The 21,143-nt window shown below is 73.7% G+C and carries 22 protein-coding genes, 1 pseudogene and 1 riboswitch; of the genes and pseudogenes, 10 read left to right on the top strand and 13 right to left on the bottom strand.

Translation table 11 applies throughout. From position 1 onward, the window contains the following. Positions 1-94: 94 nt before the first annotated feature. Positions 95-814: a VIT family protein gene (locus ACFY2B_RS29895; RefSeq protein ID WP_390766177.1), complete on the bottom strand. Its 720-nt coding sequence runs from the start codon at positions 812-814 to the stop codon at positions 95-97. 222 nt (positions 815-1,036) lie between these two features. Here ACFY2B_RS29895 and ACFY2B_RS29890 point away from each other — a divergent pair, with 222 nt between their 5' ends. The 5 genes from ACFY2B_RS29890 (at position 1,037) to ACFY2B_RS29870 (ending at position 6,029) form a co-directional block, all read left to right on the top strand. Then, positions 1,037-2,026: a DEDDh family exonuclease gene (locus ACFY2B_RS29890; RefSeq protein ID WP_390766176.1), complete on the top strand. Its 990-nt coding sequence runs from the start codon at positions 1,037-1,039 to the stop codon at positions 2,024-2,026. Positions 2,027-2,315: 289 nt separating this feature from the next. Then, a complete protein-coding gene (locus ACFY2B_RS29885) occupies positions 2,316-2,549 on the top strand; it encodes a hypothetical protein (RefSeq protein WP_390766175.1) in 234 nt (77 codons plus the stop codon). Positions 2,550-2,598: 49 nt separating this feature from the next. Beyond that, the gene (locus ACFY2B_RS29880) at positions 2,599-3,393 is read left to right on the top strand and encodes an SURF1 family protein (protein WP_390766174.1); all 795 of its coding nucleotides are present in this window, start codon (positions 2,599-2,601) and stop codon (positions 3,391-3,393) included. A 93-nt stretch (positions 3,394-3,486) separates the two neighbouring features. After that, positions 3,487-5,268, top strand: a complete 1,782-nt coding sequence (locus ACFY2B_RS29875) for a glycoside hydrolase family 15 protein (protein ID WP_390766173.1) — start codon at positions 3,487-3,489, stop codon at positions 5,266-5,268. Between the two features lie 5 nt (positions 5,269-5,273). Further along, complete coding sequence (locus ACFY2B_RS29870) at positions 5,274-6,029, top strand: SDR family oxidoreductase (protein WP_390766172.1); 756 nt, start codon at positions 5,274-5,276, stop codon at positions 6,027-6,029. Between the two features lie 375 nt (positions 6,030-6,404). On the opposite strand, the gene amaP is transcribed toward ACFY2B_RS29870, so the two are convergent. From amaP to ACFY2B_RS29845, 5 genes are read right to left on the bottom strand one after another with little or no spacing between them, the layout of a single operon-like run. Next, positions 6,405-6,992, bottom strand: a complete 588-nt coding sequence (gene amaP, locus ACFY2B_RS29865; RefSeq protein WP_390766171.1) for an alkaline shock response membrane anchor protein AmaP — start codon at positions 6,990-6,992, stop codon at positions 6,405-6,407. Continuing rightward, positions 6,989-7,666: a DUF6286 domain-containing protein gene (locus ACFY2B_RS29860; protein ID WP_390766170.1), complete on the bottom strand. Its 678-nt coding sequence runs from the start codon at positions 7,664-7,666 to the stop codon at positions 6,989-6,991. The genes amaP and ACFY2B_RS29860 overlap by 4 nt, the downstream gene beginning before the upstream one ends. Continuing rightward, on the bottom strand, positions 7,663-8,082 hold the full coding sequence (locus ACFY2B_RS29855) for an Asp23/Gls24 family envelope stress response protein (RefSeq protein WP_390766169.1): 420 nt from the start codon (positions 8,080-8,082) through the stop codon (positions 7,663-7,665). The genes ACFY2B_RS29860 and ACFY2B_RS29855 overlap by 4 nt, the downstream gene beginning before the upstream one ends. Further along, positions 8,079-8,273 carry a hypothetical protein gene (locus ACFY2B_RS29850; protein ID WP_389022875.1) on the bottom strand — a complete coding sequence of 65 codons (195 nt, stop codon included), beginning with the start codon at positions 8,271-8,273 and terminating at the stop codon, positions 8,079-8,081. The genes ACFY2B_RS29855 and ACFY2B_RS29850 overlap by 4 nt, the downstream gene beginning before the upstream one ends. Positions 8,274-8,323: 50 nt before the next feature. Next, positions 8,324-8,809: an Asp23/Gls24 family envelope stress response protein gene (locus ACFY2B_RS29845; RefSeq protein WP_390766168.1), complete on the bottom strand. Its 486-nt coding sequence runs from the start codon at positions 8,807-8,809 to the stop codon at positions 8,324-8,326. Positions 8,810-8,899: 90 nt separating this feature from the next. On the opposite strand from ACFY2B_RS29845, the gene ACFY2B_RS29840 reads away from it, so the two are divergent. Continuing rightward, the gene (locus tag ACFY2B_RS29840; RefSeq protein ID WP_390766167.1) at positions 8,900-9,619 is read left to right on the top strand and encodes a nucleopolyhedrovirus P10 family protein; all 720 of its coding nucleotides are present in this window, start codon (positions 8,900-8,902) and stop codon (positions 9,617-9,619) included. Between the two features lie 212 nt (positions 9,620-9,831). Here ACFY2B_RS29840 and ACFY2B_RS29835 read toward each other — a convergent pair whose 3' ends face one another. The 4 genes from ACFY2B_RS29835 to ACFY2B_RS29820 form a co-directional block, all read right to left on the bottom strand. Further along, on the bottom strand, positions 9,832-10,638 hold the full coding sequence (locus ACFY2B_RS29835; RefSeq protein WP_390766166.1) for an enoyl-CoA hydratase/isomerase family protein: 807 nt from the start codon (positions 10,636-10,638) through the stop codon (positions 9,832-9,834). Between the two features lie 162 nt (positions 10,639-10,800). Next, positions 10,801-11,022: a helix-turn-helix domain-containing protein gene (locus tag ACFY2B_RS29830; RefSeq protein ID WP_004002281.1), complete on the bottom strand. Its 222-nt coding sequence runs from the start codon at positions 11,020-11,022 to the stop codon at positions 10,801-10,803. A gap of 335 nt (positions 11,023-11,357) precedes the next feature. After that, on the bottom strand, positions 11,358-12,956 hold the full coding sequence (locus ACFY2B_RS29825) for an ABC-F family ATP-binding cassette domain-containing protein (protein WP_390766165.1): 1,599 nt from the start codon (positions 12,954-12,956) through the stop codon (positions 11,358-11,360). Between the two features lie 91 nt (positions 12,957-13,047). Continuing rightward, the gene (locus tag ACFY2B_RS29820) at positions 13,048-13,839 is read right to left on the bottom strand and encodes a PQQ-binding-like beta-propeller repeat protein (protein ID WP_390766164.1); all 792 of its coding nucleotides are present in this window, start codon (positions 13,837-13,839) and stop codon (positions 13,048-13,050) included. Positions 13,840-14,196: 357 nt separating this feature from the next. Here ACFY2B_RS29820 and ACFY2B_RS29815 point away from each other — a divergent pair. Together ACFY2B_RS29815 and ACFY2B_RS29810 are read left to right on the top strand one after the other, a co-directional pair. Beyond that, positions 14,197-14,586, top strand: a pseudogene (locus ACFY2B_RS29815) (neutral zinc metallopeptidase). A gap of 139 nt (positions 14,587-14,725) precedes the next feature. Beyond that, on the top strand, positions 14,726-15,139 hold the full coding sequence (locus ACFY2B_RS29810) for a VOC family protein (protein ID WP_376531813.1): 414 nt from the start codon (positions 14,726-14,728) through the stop codon (positions 15,137-15,139). 16 nt (positions 15,140-15,155) lie between these two features. Here the strand turns inward: ACFY2B_RS29810 and ACFY2B_RS29805 are convergent, their stop codons facing one another. The 3 genes from ACFY2B_RS29805 to ACFY2B_RS29795 all read right to left on the bottom strand — a co-directional run bounded on the left by ACFY2B_RS29805 (position 15,156) and on the right by ACFY2B_RS29795 (position 19,010). Then, positions 15,156-16,451: a hypothetical protein gene (locus ACFY2B_RS29805; protein WP_390766163.1), complete on the bottom strand. Its 1,296-nt coding sequence runs from the start codon at positions 16,449-16,451 to the stop codon at positions 15,156-15,158. A gap of 287 nt (positions 16,452-16,738) precedes the next feature. Next, positions 16,739-17,866, bottom strand: a complete 1,128-nt coding sequence (locus ACFY2B_RS29800; RefSeq protein WP_390766162.1) for an alpha/beta hydrolase — start codon at positions 17,864-17,866, stop codon at positions 16,739-16,741. Positions 17,867-18,323: 457 nt separating this feature from the next. After that, positions 18,324-19,010 (bottom strand): class II aldolase/adducin family protein, encoded by a 687-nt coding sequence (locus ACFY2B_RS29795; RefSeq protein WP_390766161.1) that lies wholly within the window; start codon positions 19,008-19,010, stop codon positions 18,324-18,326. A 152-nt stretch (positions 19,011-19,162) separates the two neighbouring features. On the opposite strand from ACFY2B_RS29795, the gene ACFY2B_RS29790 reads away from it, so the two are divergent. Together ACFY2B_RS29790 and ACFY2B_RS29785 are read left to right on the top strand one after the other, a co-directional pair. After that, on the top strand, positions 19,163-20,506 hold the full coding sequence (locus ACFY2B_RS29790; RefSeq protein ID WP_390766160.1) for an anion permease: 1,344 nt from the start codon (positions 19,163-19,165) through the stop codon (positions 20,504-20,506). Between the two features lie 31 nt (positions 20,507-20,537). Then, on the top strand, positions 20,538-20,759 hold the full coding sequence (locus tag ACFY2B_RS29785; protein WP_390766220.1) for a hypothetical protein: 222 nt from the start codon (positions 20,538-20,540) through the stop codon (positions 20,757-20,759). A gap of 232 nt (positions 20,760-20,991) precedes the next feature. Then, positions 20,992-21,136, top strand: a riboswitch (cobalamin riboswitch). Positions 21,137-21,143: the final 7 nt, after the last annotated feature.

Genomic DNA, 21,143 nt, shown 5'->3' with positions numbered 1-21,143 from the left:
CGGTGACGAGCCCATTTCACGGTACGTCGCCCACGCGCCGCCCGCCGTCGGGACGGTCCCGTGCCGTTCTCCCGGCCGCGCGCGGGGCGAGCGGCTAGCTCACGACCGCTCCGAGCAGTGTTCCGACGGCGTAGGTGACCCCCATGGCGAGGGCGCCGCCGGCCACGTTCCGCAGGACCGCCCGGCCGGGGGCCGCCGCGCCCAGCCGGGCGCTGGTCCAGCCGGTCAGCACCAGTGCGGCCAGCACGGACAGCACGGTGACCGGGAGCCGCCAGTCGGCGGGCGGCAACACGATGGCGAGCAGCGGCAGCAGGGCGCCGACGGTGAAGGCGAGGAAGCTCGCCCACGCCGCGTGCCAGGGATTGGTCAGCTGGTCCGGGTCGATCCCCAGCTCCACGCGCGCGTGGATCCGCAACGCGTCCCGGGCCGTGTACTGCTCCGCCGCCTCCCGCGCCACCTCCCGGGACAGCCCCCGCTCCTCCAGCAGCCCGGTCAGCTCGTCCAGTTCGGCCTGCGGCTGCTCCTTCAGCTCCCGCTTCTCCACGGCCAGCGCGGCCATCTCGGAGTCGCGCTGGGTGGACACGGACACGTATTCGCCCGCCGCCATCGACAGCGACCCGGCGAGCAGCCCGGCGAGTCCGGCGGTGAGCAGGGCGTTGCGGTCGCTCGTCGCCCCGGCCACCCCGACGACGAGTCCGGCGGTGGACACGATGCCGTCGTTGGCCCCGAGCACGGCCGCCCGCAGCCAGTTCAGCCGGGAGCCGAGCGCACCGCCGTGGGGCTCGTCGTGCGTGGGTCGCCTCGGTTGCGTCACAGGACGGAGGATCGCACCCCGCGCACGGGCGTGCCCGCACCGACGCTCCCGGCCGCGGCCCGGCAACGGCCCCGGCGGCAGGGCTCCTTGCCGGCCGGACGGCCGCACACCTGCCCGAACCGTGTGCCGCGGGTGGAAAACTGACGTGTTTTCCGGTGCGCAGGGCGGTACCGGGAGCCTGGCGGCCAGGAGTGTCGGTCCCGGCCCGTATCCTCAATGACCATGCTCGAAGACCGTACGACCGCAGTGTCCTCCCCCACCCGGTGGCCGGTCGCGTATCCCAAGGGTTACGCGGTCGTTGACGTGGAGACCACCGGCCTGGCCCGGGACGACCGGATCATCTCCGCGGCCGTCTACCGGCTGGACGCGCGCGGCGAGGTCGAGGACCACTGGTACACGCTGGTCGATCCGGAGCGCGATCCGGGCCCGGTGTGGATCCACGGTCTGACGAGCGAGGTCCTGGCGGGGGCGCCGCGCTTCGCGGACGTCGCCGAGGAGTTCGCCGCCCGGCTCGCGGACCGGGTGCTGGTGGCGCACAACGCCGCCTTCGACTGGCAGATGATCGCGCGTGAGTACGCGCGCGCGAAGCGCGAGGCGCCGGTGCGTCAGCGGCTGTGCACCATCGCGCTGTCCAAGGAGCTGGGCCTGCCGCTGCCCAACCACAAGCTGGAGTCGCTGGCGGCGCACTTCGGCGTCGTACAGCGGCAGGCGCACCACGCGCTGGACGACGCGCGCGTGCTGGCGGAGGCGTTCCGGCCCAGTCTGCGGGCCGCGGCGGCGGGCGACGTCCGGCTGCCGCTGCTGGAGTGCCGGCCGCTGACCGAGTGGAACGACTCGCCCGCGCCGCGGATCGGCCGGCAGGCGGGCGGCGGCTACCGCCCGACCAGTTGGCGTCCCGCCCGCAAACGGCCCACGTGCCCGTACCCCAACCCGGGGCGGTACGAGGTCGGCAAACGGCTCAAGCAGGGGATGCGGGTGGCGTTCTCCGGGGACACGTCGATCGACCGCGAACTGCTGGAGGACCAGGCGACCGAGGCCGGGCTGCACGTGGCGACGAGCCTGTCCCGGGTCACCAGCCTGCTGGTCACGAACGACCCCGGCTCGGGCACCTCGAAGGTGGTCAAGGCACGGCAGTACGGGACGCCCGTGATCGACGAGGCGGCGTTCGGCCAGCTGCTGAGAGACGTGGAGCCGGCGGCTCCGGCGAAGTGACCGCACGGCGGACGGCCCGCCACAGCCGCCGGCCGGCCCCGGCAGGACTGTGCAGGGGAGCGGGGGCGGTACCCGCCCGGGCGCACGGCACCCGGTGACCGCACGTACACGGCGGACGTCCCCCGGCATTCGTCCCTCCGTACGGCCGACGACGGCAGGGGCCCGCCAGGGAGGCCGTCCTCCGCCGTGCTCCGGTCCCGTCGCGGGCGGCCGTACGGACGGGTGATTGCCGTGCGACTCGCCCGGTGATCCCTCGCGCGCGCGACGACGACCGCTCACCCTGTGCTCTATGGCGAAATGCGAAGTTTGCGGCAATGAGTACGGAATGACATTCGAGGTGCACGCCCAGGGTGTGGTCCACGTCTTCGACTGCTTCTCCTGCGCGATCCACCGCATGGCCCCGGTCTGCGAGCACTGCAACGTCCCGATCATCAGCCAGGGCGCCGAGGTCGACGGCCAGTTCTACTGCGGGGCCCACTGCGCCCGCGCCGCGGGAAAGAAGGGCATCGTGGACCGGGTGTGAACCGGTACCCGACTGAATGCACCCGACGACCGAGTTGTACGGTCGATTCGTGTACCGCTTCCTGTTGACCCGCCAGTGGGTGATCCTCACCCTGATCGCCCTGCTCCTGATCCCGGTGATGATCAGACTGGGCTTCTGGCAGAAGCACCGGTACGAGGAACGCAGCGCCCGGAACCAGCTGGTCACCGACGCCCTGTCCGCCAAGCCGGTGCCCGTGGAACAGCTGACCTCGCCCGGGCACACGGTGACGAGCACCGAGCGGTACCGGACCGTCACCGCGACCGGCACCTTCGACACCGCCCAGGAGGAAGTGGTCCGCAGGCGCGTCAACTCCGACGACGAGGTCGGCTACCACGTCCTCACCCCGTTCGTGCTGACGGACGGCAAGGTGCTGCTGGTCAACCGCGGCTGGATCCCCGCGGACGGGGCCCAGACCGCCTTCCCGAAGATCCCCGCGCCGCCCGCCGGCCGCACCACCGTCACCGGACGGCTGAAGGTCGACGAGACGACCGCGGCGAGCGGCATCAAGAACGTCGCGGGGCTGCCGGACCGCCAGGTCATGCTGATCAACAGTGAGCAGCAGGCACGGCGGCTCGGCGCCCAGGTGCTCGGCGGGTACATCGAGCAGACGGGTCCCCAGCCGAAGGGCAGCACGCCGCAGCAGATCTCCGACCCGGGCACGGAAGACGCCCCGCTGAACTACGCGTACATGATCCAGTGGTGGCTGTTCGCCGCAGCGGTCCCCGTCGGCTGGGTCGTCCTGGCCCGCCGCGAGGCACGGGACCGGACGGCCAGGGCGGCGACCGCGGAGACCACCGCGCAGGCGGAACCGGCCACCGTGTGACCGCCGGGCGCGCCGCCGGGTGACCGCCGGGCACGTCACCCGCCCGGCCGCGCCCAGGATTGTCGCGGACACGCACCGGGAACCCGGAATCCCGTGCACCCCCGCATCGAGGACTACGCCCTCATCAGCGACGAGCAGACGGCGGCCCTGGTCGGCAGGGACGGCTCCATCGACTGGTTGTGCCTGCCCCGTTTCGACTCCGCCGCCTGCTTCGCCAAGCTCCTCGGCGACGAGGACAACGGGCACTGGAGGATCGCACCGGTGGGCGCGGACGTGTGCACCCGCCGCGGCTACCGCTCCGACACGCTGGTCCTCGACACCGAGTGGGACACCCCCGAGGGAACGGTACGGGTCACCGACCTGATGCCGCAGCGCGACCGGAGCCCCGAACTGATCCGGATCGTCGAGGGCGTCAGCGGGCGCGTCACCGTGCACAGCACGCTGCGCCTGCGCTTCGACTACGGGGCGATCGTCCCCTGGATGCGCCGCTGGGACGGCCACCGGGTCGCCGTCGCCGGACCGGACGCGGTGTGGCTGCGCAGCGAGCCGCCGGTGCGGACCTGGGGCAAGGACTTCAGCACGCGCTCGGAGTTCACCGTCGCGGCGGGCGAGAAGGTCGCCTTCGTCTTCACCTGGCACCCCTCGCACGAACCCCGGCCCGCGCTGGTCGACCCGTACCGGGCGCTCCGCTCCAGCGTGGCGGACTGGCGGCGGTGGGCCTCCCGGTGCCGCTACGACGGACCGTACCGGGACGCCGTAGTCCGTTCCCTGATCACCCTCAAGGCGCTCACCTACCGGCCGACCGGCGGCATCGTCGCCGCGGCCACCACCTCGCTGCCCGAGGAACTGGGCGGCGTGCGCAACTGGGACTACCGCTACTGCTGGCTGCGCGACTCCACCCTCACCCTCGGCGCGCTGCTGTCCGCGGGCTACCACAAGGAGGCCGAGGACTGGCGCGACTGGCTGCTGCGCGCGATCGCCGGCGACCCGGCGGACCTGCAGATCATGTACGGCGTGGCCGGTGAGCGGCGGCTGCCCGAGCTGGAACTGCCGTGGCTCGCGGGCTTCGCCGGGTCGGCGCCGGTACGGACCGGCAACAACGCCGTCGACCAGTTGCAGCTCGACGTGTACGGCGAGGTGACGGACTCCCTGTGGCTGGCCCGGCGTTCGGGCCTGTCGCCGAAGCCGCACATGTGGTCGATGCAGCACATCCTGCTGGAATGGCTGCGGACCCAGTGGCGGCAGCCGGACGAGGGACTGTGGGAGGTGCGCGGCGGACGCCGGCACTTCGTGCACTCGAAGGTGATGGTGTGGGTGGCCGCCGACCGCGCGGTACGCACGCTGGAGGAGTACCCCGAACTCCCCGGAAACCTGGAGGGCTGGCGGACGATGCGGGACGAGGTGCACCGCGAGGTGTGCGAGAAGGGCTACGACCCGGACCGGAACACGTTCACCCAGTACTACGGTTCGCAGGAGCTGGACGCCGCCCTGCTGCTCATCCCCCGCGTCGGCTTCCTGCCCCCGGACGATCCCCGGGTGGTCGGCACGGTGGACGCGGTCCGCGCGGAGCTGGGGCACGACGGCTTCGTACGGCGCTACGCCGCCGACCGCACGCTCGACGGGCTGCCGGGCGGCGAGGGCGCCTTCCTCGCCTGCTCGTTCTGGCTCACGGACGCGCTGCACCTGACGGGCCGTACGCAGGAGGCGCGGGAGCTGTTCGGCCGGCTGGTGGGTCTCGCCAACGACGTGGGCCTGCTGTCCGAGGAGTACGACCCGGCGGCCGGGCGGCTGCTGGGCAACTTCCCGCAGGCGTTCAGTCACATCGGTCTGGTGAACTCCGCTCTCGCCCTCTTCGGGGGCGGCTTGGCAGGATAGGCGCCATGGATCTTGGACTGAAGGACCGGGTGTACGTCGTCACGGGGGCGACCCGCGGGCTGGGCAACGCCGCCGCGCGCGAGTTGGTCGCCGACGGGGCGAAGGTGGTCGTCACCGGGCGGGACGAGCGGCGGGCCGCCGAAGCGGCGGCCGAGTTGGGCCCCGACGCGGTCGGGGTGGCCGTGGACAACGCCGACCCGGACGCTCCGGCGCGGCTGATCACGGTCGCCCGTGAGCGGTTCGGCGGCTTCGACGGCGTCCTCATCAGCGTCGGCGGGCCGCCCGCGGGGTTCCTCGCGGACACCACGGACGACCAGTGGCAGGCCGGGTTCGAGTCGGTGTTCCTCGGCGCGGTGCGGATCGCCCGCGCGGCGGCGGCGGAGTTGGCCGAGGGCGGTGTCATCGGGTTCGTGCTGTCCGGTTCGGTGTACGAGCCGATCCCGGGGCTGACGATCTCCAACGGGCTGCGGCCCGGTCTCGCCGGGTTCGCCAAGTCGATCGCGGACGAGCTGGGGCCGCGGGGCGTCCGGGTGGTGGGTCTGCTGCCGTCCCGCATCGACACGGACCGGGCGCGCGAGCTGGACGAGCTGTCCGCGGACCCCGCGGCCACCCGCGCGGCCAACGAGTCACGCATAGCGCTGCGCCGGTACGGCACACCGGAGGAGTTCGGCCGCGTGGCCGCGTTCCTCCTGTCCCCGGCCGCCTCCTATCTGACCGGCATCATGGTGCCCGTCGACGGCGGAATGCGGCACGGCTTCTGACCGGACCGAAAGCCGGCCATGGGCAGCCCCGGACCGGGGGCGGCCCCGGACCGGTCGGCCACGCGGTTCCTCCCGCCCCGGCGGGAGGAACCCGTGCGCCGTCACCGGCCCCGGTTGACGGACACCGGCTCCAGGGCGACGAGCCGGATCCCACCACGGCACCCGCCGGTCCGGTCCGGCGGGCCTGATTCCGCACGGCCGCCAGCGGGTCGGCGGGACCCAATTCCACACGGCCGCCACCAGGCCGACCGGCCCGCTCCCACACGGCCACCACCAGACCAGCGGGCCCGCTCCAGCACGGCCGCCACCGGGTCGGCAGGCCCGCTCCCACACGGCACCCGCCGACCCGGCCGGGCCGTGGCTGCCCTCACGCCGTCACGTCACCCGCTCCGCGCGGTGCTTGACCGCCCGCAGGCGTACCTCCGCGGGCAGCGCCGCCAGGCCCGCGGATTCGCGGGCGCGGGCCAGGGACTCGGTGGTGAGGCCGTGCAGGGCGGCGCCGGGGTCGACGTCCGGTTCCAGTTGCAGCCAGACCCGGGCCTCGGGCGCGCTGCGGCGGCCGGTCAGCACCGCCTGGGCATGGGCCACTCCGGGCAGCCGGGCCGCGTCGTCGACGAACGCGGTCTCCAGGGCGCGGCCCCGCAGCAGCGCGCCCGCGCCGTCACCCGTGTCGACGAGCACTTCGGCCAGCCGGCGGCGGCGCAGCAGCGCGGCCAGCCACCACAGCGCCAGCAGGACGAGCAGGGCGAGCACTCCGATGACCACGGGCCACCACCAGTCGGTGTCCCGCAGGCGGGTCCGTTCGGCGTCGCTCAGCAACACGTCGTGCGGTCCGCCGTGGATCCACCAGGACGGCATCCGGACGCCCAGACCCGCGGCCAGCACCGAACCGCCGAGGGCGACGAGGAGCAGCCCGACGATCCCGACCAGCACCCGGTTGACGATCCGCAGCACCGCCGTCACCCCTTCCGTCCGGGCCGCGCCACATGCACCGACAGCGCGGGCGGCCGGACCAGCCCCAGCCCCCGGACCGCCTCGGCGAGCGTGAGGTCCAGGTCGGCGCGCACCTCGTCGAGTTCACGGAAGTGCGACACCGCTCGCACGTCGGCCTTCCGTCGCCGCACCCGCACCCGCACCGACCGTACGCCCGAGACCTCCATGGCCCGGTCGCGCAGCACCTGGGCGGCGGCGGCGCGTTGCAGGCCGGCCCGGACGTCGGCGTGGGTGCGGCGCATCGGCAGCAGGTCGCGCAGTCCCGGTGTGACGGCGAGCGCGATCAGCCACAGGCCGAGGACCGTGGCGACGGCGGCCCCGGCCAGCACCCAGATGTCGTCGAGCGGCCGGAGCGCGAGCTGGTGGGCGAGCGCCCGGCGGACGTGCAGGGCGGGCCGGTGGGCCCGTACGGCGGCGACGTCGTACAGGAAGACGCCCGCGCCGAGCAGGAGCAGCAGCGCGACGACGGCGGCGGGCACCCGGCGCACCGACCAGAAGCGGCCGCCCCGGCCGTCCGGGCCCTGGGCGGTGGGCGGCGGGTCGTAGTCCGCGGCCGAAGCGGCCTGTTCGAGTGCGGGGCCGGCCGGTCTCTCGACGACCGGCAGGGGCTGGGTGCCGGTCTCGGTGCCCTGGGGCTCGCTCATCGCGTCCTCCCGTCCGCGCCGGGCGTCGGTGTCGGATGCAGCCGCTCGACCTCCACCGCGACCTCCGGTACCTCCATGCTCACCAACGCGCCTACCCGCTCGGCCACATGACGACGCACGGCCGCGCACCGGGCGCCGATGTCCGTCGGGTAGTCGAGTTCCAGGTGGACACGGACCCGGGCCGAGGCGGTGGCGGTGCCCCGGGTCCGGGCGGACTCGGGGACCGGGGGGCGCACCACGACGGTCGCGTAGGGAGGTGCGGCCTCCGGCGGCAGGACGCCGACCGCCTCCCGTGCCGCCTGCGCGGCGATCTTCGCGACCACCCGGTCGGCGATCCGGGTGGCGCCGCGCTCGCCGGGCACGACGACGGCGGCGGTCGCCCGGGACCCGTCGGCCCCGTCGCTGAGGGACGTCATCGGCGCCGGCCGCGCTTGTCGTCGCGGGTCCGGAAGAAGTCACCCGGTTCCAGGTCGCCCTCCAGGAACCGGCCGACGACGAATCCGATCGCCCCCAGGGCCGCCACCAGCAGGAACGCACCGAACCCGCCGAAATACCCGGCGAAACCCAGTGCCATACCGGCAATCATGCCGACCACGGCCATGTTCATGCCGCCCTCCTCAGCTCCTCAACCGCGTTGTCCGGAAGCCCGTCGGGGCGTCACTGGATCCGCGGCTCCAGCTCCTCATCTTCTTCCTCCGGCAGCTTGACGTCACTCACGGCGATGTTGACCTCGACGACCTCAAGGCCGGTCATCCGCTCCACGGCGGCGATCACGTTCTCCCTGACGTCCCGCGCGACGTCGCCGATCGACACTCCGTAGTCCACGACGATCTCCAGGTCGAGCGCGGTCTGCACCTCGCCGACCTCGGCCTTCACCCCTCGGGTCGCCGACTTCGAACCGCCCGGCACCCGGTCGCGCACAGCCCCGAAGGTGCGGCTCAGCCCGCTCCCCATCGCGTGCACGCCCAGCACGTCCCGCGCGGCGAGCCCGGCGATCTTCTCGACCACCCCGTCGGCGATGGTGGTCCGGCCCCGGGTCGCCGGGTCGCCGCCGCCGCGTTTGGTGGCCTTGCGGGCCTGCGCCGGTCCCTCGTTCCCGCCGTCGGGGTCCGTCGTCCGGTTCTGCTCCGTCGCGTCGGTCATCGCCCGTACGCCCCTTCCCGATCCGTCGTCCTGCGACCACCGTATGTGCGGGGGCACGATCGTGCGCCGGGAATGCGGCAGGCTGGAGGAATGACGGCGGACCGATGGACCGGGGCGGTACGACAACACGTGGGGGCGGGCAGGCTGCTCGCGCTCGGCGGACCGCGGGACGGCGGGTGGATCACGGAGGCGGCGGCGGAGGCGGTGCTGCGGCACGCGGCCACGGAGGTGCCGGGTGTGCTGCTGGGCGCGCTGCGGATCACGCTCGCCGAACCGGACGGGGTGGGCGAGTCCGCCGTACCGGCGCCGCCGGGCGCGCTGCCCGCGGGACCACTGCGGGTGGTGGCGGACTTCGCGGCCGTGGCCGCCGGGCCGTTGCCCGCGACGGCGGACCGGCTCCGGCAGGCTCTGGCGTCGGCCGCGGACCGGCGGCTCGGGCTGCCGGTGGCCGCGGTGGACCTGCGGGTGACCGCGCTGCTGGACGGGCCGGCGGGCGCTCCGCGGGTGCGTCCGCCGCAGCCGGGTCGGGCGCGGGAGAGCACGACGCCCGATGAGACCCGTGCGGCGACGGCGGCGCTGTCCGTTCCGGGCGTGGCCCGGCTGACCGGCAGCCTGGGCGGTCTGGGCCGGGCCGTGCGCGTCGAACACCGGGACGCGGCAGCCGCGTTGCCGCACCGCCATGTCCGGGTGGAGCTGGCGGTGGCCGAGGGGCACCGGCCGCTGGACGTGGCCCGTGGGGTGCGGACGGCGGTGGCCGCGGAGCTGGCAGGGCAGCCGACGGTGGCGGTGCTGGTCACGGCGGTGGGCTGAGTCCGTCCGGACGGGCCCGTCCGACGCGTGCCCCGGTCCCTCCGTCGGTTCGGCCGCCTCGGTCGCTCCGTCGGCTCGGCCTGGTTCGGTCCCGTCCTCGGCCCACCCGGTCGGTCCCGTCCTCGGCCCGACCGGCACGGTCACGTCGTTGGCCGGCTCGGTCCGTCGTGCCGGGCCGTTCGCCGCACGGCCCGGTCGGCTCCGGATGCGGCTCAGTCGCCGATGCCGGCCAGATCCCGCAGCCGCCGCGCCTGGGCGGCCCGTTCCGCAGCGAGCTGTTCCTCGTACGTCCGTCCGCTCGCCCCGCGCAGCAGGGCCTTGGTCTCCACGACGGCGTCCCGCGGCGCGGCCAGGATCGCCGCGGCCAGGTCGTGCACCGTGCCGTCGAGTTCGCCGACGGGCACCGCGAGGTTCGCGAGCCCCGAACCCACCGCCTCCTCGGCGCCGACGAACCGCCCGGTCAGGCAGATCTCCAGTGCGCGGGCGTATCCGACGAGTTCCACCAGCGGGTGGGTGCCCGTCAGGTCGGGGACGAGCCCCAGACCGGTCTCGCGCATCGCGAACTGCACGTCGTCGGCGACGACGCGCAGGTCACAGGCGAGGGCGAGCTGGAAGCCGGCACCGATGGCATGCCCTTGTACGGCGGCGACGGTCACCAGGTCATTCCGCCGCCACCAGGCGAACGCCTCCTGGAACGCGGCGATGACCGCGTCCAGCTCGGCGTCCTCACGGCGTGCCAGGTCGGTGAAGGTCGGCTCGCCCGGGATGCCCTCCGGGGTGAACATCCGGCGGTCCAGCCCGGCGGAGAAGGACTTGCCCTCGCCACGCAGCACGACAACCCGCACGGAGCCCGGCACCAACCGCCCGGCCTCCGCCAGCGCCCGCCACAGTGCGGGGCTCTGCGCGTTGCGCTTGGCCGGGTTGGTCAGCGTCACCGTGGCGAGCGCGTCGTCCACGGTGAGCCGCACGCCGTCCTTGTCAAGTGCGGGAGCGGCGAGGTCCTGCTGGGGCGAAGCCATGGGGCGCCTCCGATGGGTGCAGTCGACACGCAGTGCCGTACGGCATGCTAAGTGACTGCACAGTAACCACCCGGTCGATCTGGGGTCACCCCCAGGGCCCATGAGGGCGCTGAGGGGAGGACCGGCCGGGTGGCCACCATCGAAGCCGATGGGCCGCCCGAATCAGGACGATGCGGCCTTCTTGCCCCGGGTCGCACCGCCACGCCCACGGAGCGTGACGCCCGACTCGCTGAGCATCCGGTGTACGAAGCCATACGAGCGGCCGGTCTCCTCGGCCAGCGCCCGGATGCTCGCACCGGAGTCGTACTTCTTCTTCAGGTCTGCCGCGAGCTTGTCGCGCGCGGCGCCGGTCACCCGGCTGCCCTTCTTCAGAGTCTCGGCCACCCGTGCCTCCTCATGGGAAGTGCGCTCTGGTCCCCTCATGATCACCCCTCCCGGGCCCGATGGCCACCCATTCGGCAAGGTCCGTGAGACACGGTTGTGACGACAGGAGCACATCCCCACATGCGGAATCTGTTATTCCGCACGGCACATCCCATTCCGCCGAACGGGTTCATCCATGAAAGGCCAGGTCAGAGACGCACGACGGCCGACCCCTTGTCGACAAAGGGATCGGCCGTGACATGCATGTATGACACACCCCGATACCAGGAGATCTCACACAGATGATGGATCACCGATAGGCCGAATGATCCATGGGCAGTGGATCATTCTTTTGATCAAGCCAGGGTGACAAGATCCGCGTAATCCGCGCCCCACAGGTCCTCCACGCCGTCCGGCAGCAGGATGATCCGCTCCGGCTGGAGCGCCTCCACGGCGCCCTCGTCGTGGGTGACCAGGACGACCGCGCCCGTGTAGGTGCGCAGCGCGCCGAGGATCTCCTCGCGGCTGGCCGGGTCGAGGTTGTTGGTCGGCTCGTCCAGCAGCAGGACGTTCGCCGACGAGACCACCAGGGTGGCCAGCGCGAGCCGGGTCTTCTCGCCGCCGGAGAGGACGCCGGCCGGCTTGTCGACGTCGTCGCCGGAGAACAGGAAGGAGCCCAGTACCTTGCGGACCTCGACGAGGTCCATGTCGGGTGCGGCCGAGCGCATGTTCTCCAGGACCGTGCGGTCGGCGTCCAGGGTCTCGTGCTCCTGGGCGTAGTAGCCGAGCTTGAGGCCGTGGCCCGGGACGACCATGCCGGTGTCCGGCTGCTCGACGCCCGCGAGCAGGCGCAGCAGGGTGGTCTTGCCCGCGCCGTTGAGGCCCAGGATGACGACCCGGGAGCCCTTGTCGATGGCCAGGTCGACGTCGGTGAAGATCTCCAGCGAGCCGTACGACTTCGACAGGGCCTCGGCCATCAGCGGGGTCTTGCCGCAGGGCGAGGGCTCCGGGAAGCGGAGCTTGGCGACCTTGTCGGACTGGCGGACCGCTTCGAGGCCCGACAACAGCTTCTCGGCACGGCGGGCCATGTTCTGCGCGGCGACGGTCTTGGTGGCCTTGGCGCGCATCTTGTCGGCCTGGGCGTTGAGCGCGGCGGCCTTCTTCTCGGCGTTCTGCCGCTCGCGCCTGCGGCGCTTCTCGTCCGCCTCGCGCTGCTGCTGGTAGAGCCTCCAGCCCATGTTGTAGATGTCGATCGCCGAACGATTGGCGTCCAGGTAGAACACCTTGTTCACGACCGTGTCGACCAGGTCGACGTCGTGCGAGATGACGATGAAGCCGCCGCGGTACGTCTTCAGGTAGTCGCGCAGCCAGGCGATCGAGTCGGCGTCCAGGTGGTTCGTCGGCTCGTCGAGCAACAGGGTGTCCGCGTCGGAGAACAGGATCCGGGCCAGCTCGATACGGCGGCGCTGGCCTCCGGAGAGGGTGTGCAGCGGCTGGCCGAGCACCCGGTCGGGAAGGTTGAGCGCGGCGGCGATGGTGGCGGCCTCGGCCTCGGCCGCGTACCCGCCCTTGGTGAGGAACTCGGTCTCCTGGCGCTCGTACTGCTTCATCGCCTTGTCGCGGGTGGAGCCCTTGCCGGTGGCGATGCGCTGCTCGTTCTCGCGCATCTTGCGCAGCAGCACGTCGAGGCCGCGGGCGGACAGGACGCGGTCGCGGGCGAGGACGTCGAGATCGCCGGTGCGCGGGTCCTGCGGCAGGTAGCCGACCTCGCCGGAGCGGGTCACGGTCCCGGCGGCGGGGATCCCGTCGCCGGCCAGGACCTTGGTGAGGGTGGTCTTCCCGGCGCCGTTGCGGCCGACGAGACCGATGCGGTCGCCCTTGGCGACGCGGAAAGTGGCGTTCTCGATGAGGATGCGGGCACCGGCGCGCAGCTCGATGCCTGAGGCGGAGATCACGGACAGACTCCAGGGCGAGTCGTTGGCGGGATGGGCGGCTGAGGACGTTCCCGCCGTCTAATGCGCGAGGAGAATGGCCATGGGGAGCAGTCTAACGGTGTGGTGCAAGCGTTTTATCGGGGTCCGGGCGGCCTGGGTCCGGTTGTTCCCGGTCAGGGGCTTCCGGGGCAGGGCGTTCGGGGGCAGGGCGTTCCGGGGCCGGACGGTCCAGGTGCGAGACGCCGGGGTGCGGACGTCCGGAGTCCGAGCGGACGGGGTGCGGGTGTTCCCGGTCGTTGCCCGGCACCTTGTTGCCGAGGGGGGCGCGGTGCGGTGCGACGGGACCGAGGTCGTCGACGGCGACCAGTTGGCCGGTCCAGGCGCCCCGTGCGCAGGGCTGGGCGACGAGCAGGTTCGTACCGTACTGCGCGGCCCGGTCGGGCCGGAACGCGCAGCCCTCGCGCGCGGGCAGGATCCAGCGCAGGTCCCCGTCGGCGGTGCGGTACGCGGTGATGCGGTCCGGGGTGACCACGGCGAGCATGCCGTGGGACAGCGGGCGAAGGACGCCCGCCGCGCCGTGTGCGGTGAGCCAGCCGGTCGCCGCGGGCAGGGCGCGGTGCCAGCGCACGGAGCGGCCGTCGGTGTCGGTGACGAGTCCGTCGTCCCAGACGGCGACCGTGTGCCCGCGCGCGGGGAGCACGCCGAGCGGACGGCGGCCCTCGCGCGCGTAGCGCCAGCGCCGCTCGCCGCTCGCCGGGTCGTACGCCTCCACGGCGGCGCCGCGGGCCCGGACCTCCGTGGCGCCGTGCGCGTGGCGGCCGTAGGCGGTGAGGTGGTCCCCGTAGGGGGCGGCGGGGCGCAGGTGGTGGGCCGCGAGGAGCAGGGCCGCGAGGGCGGGGGCCACGAGGGCGACGACGGGCGCCCGGCCCGGCCGGCGGCGCGGGGGGCCTCCCGTGGCGGCGGGTCGCCGGGCGGCCGGGTTCGCCCGCAGTGGCCCGCGCCGCGGTAGGACGACCACCGATCCCCGCCCCCCTCCGGTACCCGCGGCTCCGGTACCCGCGTCCTCGGCGCCCGCGGCCCACTGAACAGGCGCAGAGCGTAATCAGGGACCGGCGCGGCAGCGGGAGGCGGTGGTGCGACACGGCGGGCGGGCGGCGGGCGTCCCCCGTTCGGCCCTTCGTCCGGCGCCCCGTGCCGGGCGAGCGGCGAGGATGACGCGAGGGCGACCGGGAACGGCCGGGAACGGCCGGTAGGTGCCCCCATGCAGTTCGACGACGACGCGAACCTGGACACCTCCGAGGTGCAGGACGTGCGGGGCCGTCGGATTCCGGGCGGGCGACCGTCGGCGGCGGGCCCGCCGGGCTGCCGGCGCTGCTGCTCGGTCTCTTCTTCGGTGTGCCCCGACGAGCTGGGGCTGTCCACGGGCGGCGACCAGCCGGCGCCCGCGTCCTCCTCGCTGGGGCAGGTGCAGCAGAGCTGCCGCACCGGGCGGGACGCGGCGGTGGCCGTGGGCGACGGCCGGATCCAGGAGCGGTACCAGGGGCGGGTGACGCCGGAGACGTGGACGCACGGGTCGGCGCAGCAGCGGCAGTCGTGGTTCCACGAGGGGTACCGGACCGGGGACTTGGGGCGGTGCGACACGTTCCGGTGAAGCCGGGGCCGGTTGTCGCCGGGCGATGTCAGTGGCGGGTGCAAGACTGGGCGGCAGGTCGGATCTCCGGGGGACGCCGGGCCCGTCGACCGGTGGCCGACCTGTTTCGGTGCGGCATGTTCACAGGGGAGTGATCGGTATGACAGGCACGGGCGGAGGGCGTCCGAGCATCTATCCGACGCTGCTGTACGCGGACGCGAAGGCGGCGATCAAACAGCTCACGGAAGCCTTCGGATTCACCGAACTGTCGGTGTACGAGGGCGAGGACGGCTCGGTGACCCACGCCGAGCTGGTGCAGGGCAACGGCGCGGTGATGCTGGGCTCCAAGGGCCGCGGCGGTGTCTTCGACACCCTGATGCGGGACGCGGGCCCGGCCGGGGTGTACATCGTGGTGGACGACGTCGACGGGCACCACCAGCGCGCCGTGGACCACGGCGCGGAGATCCTGGTGCCCCCGACGGACCAGGAGTACGGCTCGCGGGACTACACGGCCCGGGACGCCGAGGGCAACATCTGGAGCTTCGGGACATACGCCCCGGAGATAGGGATCTGACCCGCTCCCGCGCGGCCTAACCGCCGGTGTGCACCTGGAAGGCGGCCCGGCGCACCGCCTTGGCCAGGGCCGGGTCGGGGTGCGCGGCGGCGAGCGCGACCAGGACCTGCACGGTGCGCGGATGCCCCACCGCGCGCACCTCGTCCAGCAGTTGCGGGACGGTGGGCTGCACCGCGGACTCCAGGTGGCGTACGAGCATCGGCGCCTCGCCGTGGTCGGCGACGGCGGCGGCGGTGTCGACCCACAGCCAGGTGGCCTCCTGCCGGGTGAGGACCTCGTGGGCGTCCTCCGGGTCGGTGCCGTCGTGCTCGGCGAGCCACAGCAGGGCGTAGGGCCGCAGCGCCGACTCCTCGACGACGCCGCGCACGTCGGGCTCGGCGGGGGCGCCGACCACCCGCAGCGCCTCGAAGGCAAGGCCGCGCAGCAGGGCGTCGTCGCCGCGGGCGGCCACGATCAGCTCGGTGACGGCGCTGCCGACGGGGCGGGCGGCGAGCCAGGCCCGGTATTCGGCGCGGGCGGCGTTGGGGCGGAGCTGGGCGCAGCCGCGGAGCATGTCCTCGGCTGCCTGCTCGATGTTCCCGGCCGGGCTCTGTGCGGCCACGCAGATCTGCTCCAGCTTGACCCACACCGCCCAGCTGCCGAGCGGGGTGAGCGTCGCCTGGCCGTCGCCGTAGGTGAGGGCGCCGACGGAGGCGAGGGCGTTCAGGGCCCAGTCGAGGAGCGGGGCGAGGAGGGTGTCCTCGGCGGGTGCGGGCGCCACGGCGGCGGGCGCGTCGGCCGTCGGGAGCACGGCACCGGAGGTGGCGAGAGCCACCGGATCGGCCGCGTACGGGACTTCGCAGCGTTCGGTGCGCAGCTCGGTGACCCGCTGCTGGAGCAGGTCGAGAAGCTGCTCGACCGGGACCGGGCCGGCGGACAGCTGGAGGAAGGAGAGCACCTGGGGCATGGCCGAGACCACGTCCGCGACGGTCGCGTGCTGGTGCTCTGCCGGTTCCGGACGGGTCAGCGACCAGGCGTCGAAGAGGGCGACCCAGCCGCGCAGCACGGCGCTGTCGTCGCGGTCCCAGGCGCGCAGCCGCCAGCCGGGACGGGCGCTGGCGCCGTGCACCTCGACGAGGCCGGCGAGGCGGGCGGTGTCCCAGTCGGCGCGGACCTGGTCCGCCGTCAGGTCCAGATCGTCGGCCGCCCGTGCGGCGGTCGCCTCGGGGAGGGTGGCCATGCCGTCCTCGGCCGCGCCGGCGCGGCCGGGGCCGAGGGCGGCGTCGGCCCAGTGGGCGACGCGGGCCGCGCCCGCCAGGCGGGAGCGTGCCATTCTGGCCAGCTCCGCGGGGGCCGGGGTGCCCTCCGGCGGCCGGGGTGCGGGGCGGCTCGGGCGCCGCTGGTTCACAGCTCTGGGGGCGGCGGCCAGGGGTCGCGGTCGGACGAGTCGAAGCCTGGAGTCGCGCGGGATACGGGACGTCACGGGTGCAGTCTTCCGGTTGACGGTCCGAAAACCCAAACGGAATGTCACGGCGGGCGATGACGGTGGCCAACGCACGGGTACCGGCGGGGGCGGATGGGCCAGGATCAAGCCAGTGGTACAGCCTGAAACGGAACGAATCACATGAGGGGGGTCAGGAACCGGCGCAGCTGCTCCTCGTACTCCTGCGGGTCGGCGTTCCACATGGCCGCGTGCGGGGCGTCCGGCACGGTGTGCAGGGCGATCCGGTCCGGGCGGCGGGCGGCCAGCCACCGGGAGTAGGTCCACGGGGCCACGGTGTCGCCCGGACCGTGGATGAGCAGAGTGGGCACGTCGAGCCGGGCGGGGTCGGCCGTGCCGGCGAGGCCGTCGGGGTGCAGCCCGGTGCGGCCCTGTGCGGCGCGCACGGCGAGCGGCAGCACGGCGCCCGGGGTGTGGCGGGCCGATGCCAGGGCGCGCACCGTGGCCCGCCAGTCGAGTACCGGCGAATCCAGGACCAGCCCGGCCACCCGGTCCCGCAGGGCGGAATGGGCGGCGACGCGCAGCGCCATGGTGGCGCCGGTGGACCAGCCGAGCAGGACGACGCGGCGGGCGCCGTACCGGACGGCGTAGCGGAGCGCCGCGTCCAGGTCGCGCCACTCGGTCTCGCCGAAGTGGTTCAGGCCGTCGGGCCGGCGGGGCGCGCCGAGGTCGCCGCGGTAGGCGAGGGCCAGCACCGGCAGGCGTCTGCGGTGCAGGAATCCCATGACGTTCAGGACCTGTTCGCGGGTGGTGCCCAGACCGTGCACGGCGATCGTCCAGGTGTCGCGGTGGCCGGGTACGAACCAGGCGGGCAGCGGGCCGAGTTCGCCGGGCACGTCGACGTCCGTGTGGGCGAGGTCGAGGGCGGAGGCCGGGTTGCCGACGAACACGTTCGGAGTGAGCCAGACCCTGTCGCCGGGCCGTACGGTGCCGTGCGTGACGCCTTCGAGACGGCGTACGACGGTGTCGGCGGTGTGGCGGGCGGAGGTCAGGACGGGTCCGACGACGGCGTGCGAGCCGTCGCCGGAGAGGCCGTAGCTGCCGGGGCGCAAGGAGGCCAGGTCGCGGGTGAGGGTGATCCGGCCCTCGGCGACGTCGTGCACGGTGAGCCGGGGCTCGGTGGGCAGTGGCCGGCCGGAGGGCGCCTTGAGCGCGGCGTCGCTGGCCATCCGCCCGGCGGCCACGCCGGCCGCACCCGCGGCCAGGGCGGCGGTGACGGCAGCGGCCGTCGCTGTGACAGTGCGCACGGTTCCAGTGTCCCGGCGGACCGTGCGCTCGGCCAGCGGGAGCGGACGGGGCGAGGCCGGATGGGGCCGGATGGGGCCGGGTGTGGCTGGGTGGGGTGGCGTGCGGCGGCGTGGGGTGGCGTGCGGCGGCGTGGGGTGGGCTCGGGAAGCCGGGTGGGAGCGGACCGGGCGAGGCCCAGGGCCGGGGGCAGCCAGGGGCGGCGGCAGGCGGGGTCGGGTGGGGCGAGGTCCAGGGGTCGGGTGGGGCGGATACGGCGTGGCTCGGGGGCGGGCAGAACCGGGGCCGGGCGGGGGCCGGCAGGGAGAGGCCGGCGGGCCCGCGCGCACCGACAGGGAGAGGTCCGGGGCGGGCGGAAGCGAAGGGGGCGTGGAAGGGGACGAGGCATGGGCCGACAGGGCGAGGTGGTGGCCGGCGGCGGCCCGGACGGTGGGGTGGGCAGGGCAGCCGGCCGTCTGTTCAGGGGCGCTGGCCGTAGCCGCGCAGGCGGTCCGCCGCCCGGGCCAGTTGGGCCGGGGTGAGGAGGGTGGGGGTGCGGCCGGGTACCGACGACGCGGTCAGCCACAGGCGGCACATCCACTCCAGCTGGGCGGTTCGGTCGTATGCCTGGTCGAGGGTGGTGCCGTGGGTGATCGCGCCGTGGTTGCGCAGGAGGCAGCCCGAGCGGCCGTCGAGGGCGCGGAGCATGTTCCCGGCCAGTTCTTCGGTGCCATAGGTGGCGTACGGGGCGACCCGGACCGGGCCGCCCAGCGCGGCCGACATGTAGTGGATCGCGGGCAGTTCGCCGACGAGCGTCGAGACGGCCGTGGCGTACAGGGCGTGGGTGTGGACGACGGCCCGCGCGTCGGTGGCGCGGTAGACGGCGAGGTGCATGGGGAGTTCGCTGGTGGGCGCCAGCGTGCCGAGCACCTGCCGGCCGGCCAGGTCCACGCCGGTCACGTCGTCCGGGGTGAGCCGGTCGTACGGCACGCCCGACGGAGTGACGAGTACGAGGTCGCCGACGCGTACCGAGACGTTCCCGGAGGTGCCGACGACCAGTCCGTCGGACACGGTGCGGCGGGCGGCGGCGACCAGCGCCGTCCAGGCGCGGGCCGTCTCGGGACCCGCGCCTCCATGTGGTCCGTGCTCCCGACGCCGTTCAGCCATGTCGCGATCCTGCCGGGTGCTCAGGATCCCTTCAACGGATCGCCGCAACCCCCCTCCCATGTGACACTCCGAGTACGACCTCAGTTCACCTTTCGTTCACCCAGGTTTCCTACCTTCAACCAGCCAATGACTTCGAACGAATGCCTGGGTAAATGGAAAGCTTCTCGCTGATCCTCGCGATCGTGGTGATCACCGCGCTCGCGTTCGATTTCACGAACGGTTTCCACGACACCGCCAACGCGATGGCCACGACGATCTCGACCGGCGCGCTCAAACCCAGAGTGGCGGTGGCCATGTCCGCCACCCTCAACCTGGTGGGCGCCTTCCTCTCCGTCGAGGTCGCCAACACGATCTCCAAGGGTCTCGTCGACGAGAGCGGCATCCGCCCCGAGGTCATCTTCGCCGCCCTGGTGGGCGCGATCCTCTGGAACCTGCTGACCTGGCTGGTGGGTCTGCCCTCAAGCTCCTCGCACGCGCTGATGGGCGGTCTGATCGGCGCCGCCGTCGCGTCCGCCGGCACGGGCGCCGTCCACGGCGACGTGCTCGTCACCAAGGTCCTCGTCCCGGCACTCGCCGCGCCCCTCGTGGCCGGGGTGGCGGCACTGCTCGCCACCCGGCTGTCGTACTCGCTCGACGGCGCCGCGGAGGGCAAGGCCGCCGAGAAGGGCTACCGGGCCGGCCAGATCGCCTCCGCGGGTCTGGTCTCCCTGGCCCACGGCACCAACGACGCCCAGAAGACGATGGGCGTCATCACCCTGGCGCTGATCGCCGGCGGTGCGATCGCCCCCGGCTCGAACCCGCCCACCTGGGTCGTCCTCTCCGCGGGTCTCGCCATCGCGCTCGGCACCTACCTCGGCGGCTGGCGCATCATCCGCACGATGGGCAAGGGGCTGACCGACCTCCGGCCGCGGCAGGGCTTCGCCGCCCAGACCAGCGCGGCGACCGCCATCCTGGCCTCCTCGCACCTCGGCTTCTCGCTCTCCACCACGCATGTCGTCTCCGGTTCCGTGATGGGCGCGGGGCTCGGCCGCAAGGGCGGGGTGGTGCGCTGGTCGACGGCGGCCCGGATGTGCGTCGCCTGGGCGCTGACGCTGCCGGCCGCCGCGCTCGTCGGCGCGCTCGCGGAACTCGTCACGGAGCTGGGTGACTGGGGCACCGCGGCTGTGGCCGTCTGCCTGGTCGCTTCCGCCGTGGGGATCTGGCGGGTCTCGCGGCGTGAGGTCGTGGACCACAGCAACGTCAATGAGGTGAACGGCACCGGGGAGTCGGCCGTTCCGGTTGGGCCGGCCGGTGTGGTCGGTGCGGTCGGTGCGGTCGGTGCGGTCGGTGCGGTCGGTGCGGTCGGTGCGGTCGGTGCGGTCGGTGCGGTGTCCGTCACCATCAGCGCCGGTTCCGCCGGTTCGCCCTCGGGGGCGGGCGGGACGGCCGCTTCGGTCGCCGCGGCCGCGCCCGTCGTCGCCGATCCGGCCGGGCCGCCGCCGAGTGCCGCCGTCTGAGACCCGAGGAAGAAGCATCACCATGAACACCATGAACATCGACTGGGCGGCACTCGGTTCCGTCTTCGGCGTCAGCCTCGGGGTCACCGTGGCGCTCGTGGGACTGTTCACCCTCGGCGTGGCCGGATTGTCGCGCCGTGAACGGGCCGTTGCGCGGGGAGGTTCCGCGGGGGTGGCGTTGGCTGGGGCGTACGCCTGCTTTGCGGCGTGCGCCGGGGCTGTGGGGTATGGGATCTTTTTGATCGCGGGGTGAGTGGTTCGGGGTGTGGGGGTTTTGCGCAGTTCCCCGCGCCCCTGCCGGGGTTGGCGTTGGCGCTCGGCCGCGCGTGCGTGGTCGTTTTTTGCGCAGTTCCCCGCGCCCCTGCCGGGGGGGAGTCGTCTCGTTTCTTGTGTTGTTCCGGGGTGTTTCTTCTGGGTGGGTGGGGGGTGGGGTGGGTATGAGGCTGGGCACACTCTTCCCTTGCAGGTCAACGGCTGGTTGACGGTTCTTCGGGGGGCGTGGTGGACTTCCGGGGCCATGTACGGCGGCAGAAGAGGAAGCCGGTGCGAATCCGGCGCGGTCCCGCCACTGTCACCGGGGAAGGACTTCCCCGGGAGCCAGGAACTCTCGCCGCCGGTCTCGTCGAACCAGGGCGTG

The sequence above is a fragment of the Streptomyces sp. NPDC001270 genome (assembly GCF_042896695.1).
Taxonomy (GTDB): domain Bacteria; phylum Actinomycetota; class Actinomycetes; order Streptomycetales; family Streptomycetaceae; genus Streptomyces.
Note: the sequence above shows the minus strand (reverse complement) of the source record. Positions and strands in the feature narration are given on the sequence as shown.